Source organism: Kitasatospora putterlickiae, from assembly GCF_039527695.1.
Classification (GTDB): Bacteria; Actinomycetota; Actinomycetes; order Streptomycetales; family Streptomycetaceae; genus Kitasatospora; species Kitasatospora putterlickiae.
In genome coordinates this window covers 1-4,411 of record NZ_BAAAKJ010000512.1, presented here as the reverse complement: position 1 = coordinate 4,411, position 4,411 = coordinate 1, and the positions used below count along the sequence as shown (strand labels likewise).

The following is a 4,411-nucleotide window of genomic DNA, read 5'->3' as shown; positions in this document are numbered from 1 at the left end:
TCGAGGGCGAGGACGGTCTCGACGGGGGCGCCGCTCTCGTGGAGGAGGCGCCAGAGGGCCTGTTCGCGTAGCGGGACGCGCAGGGCGAACAGGGCGCGGAGCTGGTCGGGGGTGAGCGGGGCGGGGCCGGTGCCGGGGGCCGGGAGGGGGCGGGGGCGCAGGCCGTCGGCGGGGTCGGTGCGGATCCAGCCCTGGGCGCGCCACCAGGTGAGGGCGGCGCGCAGGGTGGAGAGTTCCCGGTTGAGGGTGCGCGGGTCGGTGTCGCCGGAGCGGAGGTCGACGGCGGCCCGCAGTCGGGCGGCGGCCTCGGGGTGGTCGAGCAGGGCGAGCGGCAGGACGGGCGGCTGGGCCCGGCGCCGTTCGGGCCCGGTGGGGGCGGGGCGGTCGGCGAGCGCCCAGGCCCAGGTGCGCAGGGCGATCCGGTAGACGCGGCGGGAGCCGTGGCCGAGTCCGGAGGCGGTCAGGTAGTGCTCGACGGCGACCGCGTACTCGACCGGGGGGAGGGCTGGCATCCGGGCCTGCTTTCCGCAGTAAACGATGGAATCAGGGGTCGGGGAGAGAATAGTCCGATGCGCAGTAAACGGCAGGTGGAAGTGGATTCTCGGCGCTGTTTACTGCGGTGGTCCATGGCCTGGTGAAAATTGATGGGGAAAGGCTCAAGTTTTCGCCGGGAAAGCCTTGTCGGCGGTTCTCGCCCGTGGGCAGACTGGGCGACCATGACAGGGGAGACGGAGCGGGTCCCGGCCCGCCGTCGACGGCTGGGCAGCCGTCTGGCGGTGCTGGGCGAGCGCGATTTCAGGTGGTTCTTCGTCGGGTACGCGACCTCGCTGGTCGGTTCCTCCATGGCGCCGGTCGCGGTGGCCTTCGCGGTGCTGGACGGCGGGGGCGGCGGGACGGAGCTGGGCTGGGTGATGGCCGCCCGGATCCTGCCGATCGTGCTGGTGATGGTGGCCGGCGGGGTGGTCGCGGACCGGCTGGGCGGCCGGCGGGTGATGCTGGCGGCGGACGTGCTGCGCTGTGCGGTGCAGGGCGGGTTCGCGGCGCTGCTGGCGACGGGGCACGCGTCCCTGCCGGTGATGGTGGCGCTGGTCGCCGTCTGGGGGCTGGGCGAGGGGGTGTTCCTGCCGGCGCTGGGGGCGCTGGTGCCGGGACTGGTGCGCCGGAAGGAGCGGCTGCCGGACGCCAACACCCTGCTGGGGCTGGCGCGTTCGGTGTCCACGGTGGCCGGTCCCGCGCTCGCCGGGGTGATCACGGCGGGGTTCGGGCCGGGCGCGGTGCTGCTGATCGACGCGGTGACGTACGGGGTCGGCGCGCTCGCGCTGGCCCGGCTGTCCGCGGTGGCGCCCGCGGACCCGGGCGGCGGCGAGGACTCGCTGCTCGCCGATCTGCGGGACGGCTGGGGCGAGTTCCGCGCCCGGCGGTGGCTCTGGGTGACCACCGTGCAGATGGCGCTGTTCAACTTCCTGGTCTGGGCGCCGTTCCTGGTGCTGGGGCCGCTGACCGCGCAGCGCGAGCTGGGCGGGGCGCGGGCCTGGGGGCTGGTGATGGGCGTGTACGGGATGGGCGCGGTGCTGGGCGGGCTGCTGATGCTCGGGCGCCGGCCCGGCCGGCCGCTGGCGGTGGCGACGGTGGCGGGTCTCGGGTGGGCGCTGCCGTCGGCGGCGCTCGCCGCCGGGGCGCTGCCGGTGCTCGCCTTCCCCGCCCCCGGGGTGGCGGCGCTCGCCTGGGTCGCGCTGGTCCCCGGCCTGCTGCTGATGCGGCGGGCCCCGGGGGCGCGCGAGGCGGCGGTGCGCGGCTGGTGGTTCGGCGCCGGGTTCATCCTGGCCGGGATGTCCTGGCTGCTGTCCTCCGTCGGTCCCGCCCTGCCGCTGATCGCCGTGGTGTTCGGGTCGCTGCAGGCCGCGGTGGGCGTCGCGGTGTGGCGGCTGCTGCGCCCGCCGCTGACCGTCCGCCGGGCGCTGCTCGCCCCGCCGGTGGTCGCGGCGGTCTGGCTGACCACCGAGTACGCGCGGTCCTGGCCCGCGCTGGGCGGGCCGTGGGCGCTGCTCGGCGCCACCCAGTGGCAGCACCCGGCGGTGCTGGCGCTGGCCTCGGCCGGCGGGATCTGGCTGGTCAGCGCCGCCGTGGTGGCCGTCAACACCGCCGTGCTGGTGGTGCTCACCGCCGTCGAGCCGCGCCCCCGGGCGGCGGCCGCGCTGCTGGCGGGGGCGACGCTGGCGGCCGGGCGGCTGCTGTTCGCGATGGGGCCCGCGCCCGCGTCCGCCGGTGACGGAGCGGAAGGGCCGGAGGGACCGGCGCGGGTGCGGATCGCGCTGGTCCAGCCCGGGATCGTCGACGAGCCGCAGGCCCGGTTCGAGGCAAGCGCGCGGGCCACCGCCGCGCTGGTCGGGCAGCGGCCGGTGGACCTGGTGGTCTGGGGCGAGTCCAGCACCACCGCCGACCTCGACCGCGAGCCGGCCGCGCTCGACCGGCTGCGCGCGCTGTCCGCCGCGACCGGGGCCGGACTGCTGGCCGGCGAGGACGCGCGCAAGGCGGACGGGCGGATCTCCAAGGACGCGGTGCTGGTGTCGCCGGACGGCGTGGTCGACCGGTACCGGAAGATCCGGCTGGTGCCCTTCGGCGAGTACATCCCGCTGCGCCCGGTGCTCGGCTGGGTCGCCGGGGTCAGCCGGGCGGCGGGCGAGAACCGGGCGCCGGGCGGCGGCCAGCACCTGCTGCCGACCGTGGACCGCTCGGGGCGGGCGCTGCCGGTCGGGGCGCTGATCTGCTTCGAGTCGGCGTTCCCCGACATGGCGCGGACGGCGGCCCGCGACGGCGCCCGGGTGCTGGTCTACCAGTCGTCGACCTCGACCTTCCAGCACGGCTGGGCGCCCGAGCAGCACGTCTCGCTGGCCGCGATCCGGGCCGCCGAGACCGGGCGGCCCGCCGTCCAGGCCTCGCTCACCGGGGTGTCGGCCGCCTTCGACGCGCAGGGGCGGGAGCTGGCGCGGCTGGGCACCGACGACACCGGCGCGCTGGTGGTGGACCTGCCGCTGACCGCGCCGGACGCGTCCACCTGGTACCTGCGGGTGGGTGACGTGGTGCCGCTGACCGCCGTCCTGGTGACCGTCGGCGCGGCGGCGCTCGCACTCCGCCCCGGGCGCCGGCGTCAGCCGCCCCTGGTCTCCGAGCGGTAGTAGAGGCCGAACGCCGCGCCCACCGGATCGCGCAGCACGGCGATCCGCAGGCCGCCGCCCGGCAGGTCGACGGGCGCCATCAGCACGGTCGCGCCGAGGTTGCCGGCCCGGAAGGCCGAGACGTCGACGTCGGCCGCCGAGAAGTACGGCAGCCAGTGCGGCGGCACCTGCGGCGGGAAGCCCTCGTCCATCGCCAGCATGCCGCCGAAGTCGCCGTCGGCCAGGCCCCACTGGGTGTACCGCTCGGAGGGGCGGACCGTCCAGCCGAACACCGCCGGGTAGAAGGCGCGGGCGCCGTCCGGGTCCCGGGTGAGCAGTTCCACCCAGCCGAGGGCGCCGGGCGCGTTGAACACCTCGGCGCCGCGCAGCCGGCCCGGCTGCCAGAGCCCGAACACCGCGCCGGACGGGTCGGCCGCGATCGCGAACCGGCCGTAGTCCAGCGCGTCGGTCGGCTGGACGACCAGGCTCCCGCCCGCCCCCGTCACCCTGCGGGCGGCGGCGTCGGCCTCCTCGACCAGGAACGAGACGCTCCAGGCGGTCGGCTGGCCCTCGCCGTAGAGCGGGGTGACGGCCGCGGCCACCGCGCCGTCGAGCCTCATGAAGGTGTAGCCGCCGGCCTCGGGGCGCTCGTCGGTCTCCGCCTGCCAGCCGAACAGCTCGCCGTAGAACCGCTGGGCCGCCGCCGGGTCGGCGCTGCCGTGCTCGACCCAGCACGGGCCGCCGGTGGTCACCGCCTGCTGCTTCATCCCGCCCTCCCTCAGCCGATGTCCAGGACGACCTTGCCGCGCGCGTGCCCCGATTCGACGAGGGCGATCGCCTCGGCGGCGCGGGCCAGCGGGTAGCGGCTGACGATGTGCGGGTCCAGCTCGCCCGCGGCCACCAGCTCGGCCAGCTCGGCCAGGGTCCTGGGGCTGGTGGAGCGGGTGATGTAGCGCCCGCCGAGCTCCTCCGCGGTGGTCGGGTCGGCGGTGGAGACCAGCCGGGAGCGGTCCGCCAGGGTCACCGCGGCGGCGCGGGCGTCGTCCCCGCCGACCAGGTCGAGCAGGCCGTCCACGCCGTCCGGCGCGAGCGCCCTGATCCGGTCGGCGACGCCGTCGCCGTAGCGGACCTGCGCCGCGCCCAGCGACTCGACGTGGCCGCGGTTGGCGTCGCCCGCCGTGCCGATGACGCGGATGCCGCGGCTGCGGGCGATCTGGGCGGCGGCGCTGCCGACGCCCCCCGGCGTGCCCGGGGAC

At 77.2% G+C, this 4,411-nt stretch carries 3 protein-coding genes and 1 pseudogene; 1 reads left to right on the top strand and 3 read right to left on the bottom strand.

The annotated features are described in order from the left end of the window. A pseudogene (locus ABD308_RS38290) lies at positions 1-512 on the bottom strand (hypothetical protein); the annotation flags it as partial. Between the two features lie 204 nt (positions 513-716). Here ABD308_RS38290 and lnt point away from each other — a divergent pair. Beyond that, a complete protein-coding gene (lnt, locus tag ABD308_RS38285; RefSeq protein WP_344345556.1) occupies positions 717-3,176 on the top strand; it encodes an apolipoprotein N-acyltransferase in 2,460 nt (819 codons plus the stop codon). Here the strand turns inward: lnt and ABD308_RS38280 are convergent. Together ABD308_RS38280 and ABD308_RS38275 are read right to left on the bottom strand one after the other, a co-directional pair. Then, positions 3,149-3,922 carry a VOC family protein gene (locus ABD308_RS38280; protein ID WP_344345554.1) on the bottom strand — a complete coding sequence of 258 codons (774 nt, stop codon included), beginning with the start codon at positions 3,920-3,922 and terminating at the stop codon, positions 3,149-3,151. The genes lnt and ABD308_RS38280 overlap by 28 nt on opposite strands. A gap of 11 nt (positions 3,923-3,933) precedes the next feature. After that, positions 3,934-4,411 (bottom strand): zinc-binding dehydrogenase (locus ABD308_RS38275; protein WP_344345552.1); only part of this gene is annotated, 478 nt, incomplete at its 5' end.

Excerpts from the sequence above, each read along its gene's own strand:
- lnt (WP_344345556.1), top strand. The coding sequence starts at position 717 with ATGACAGGGGAGACGGAGCGGGTCCCGGCCCGCCGTCGACGGCTGGGC.
- ABD308_RS38280 (WP_344345554.1), bottom strand. The coding sequence starts at position 3,922 with ATGAAGCAGCAGGCGGTGACCACCGGCGGCCCGTGCTGGGTCGAGCAC.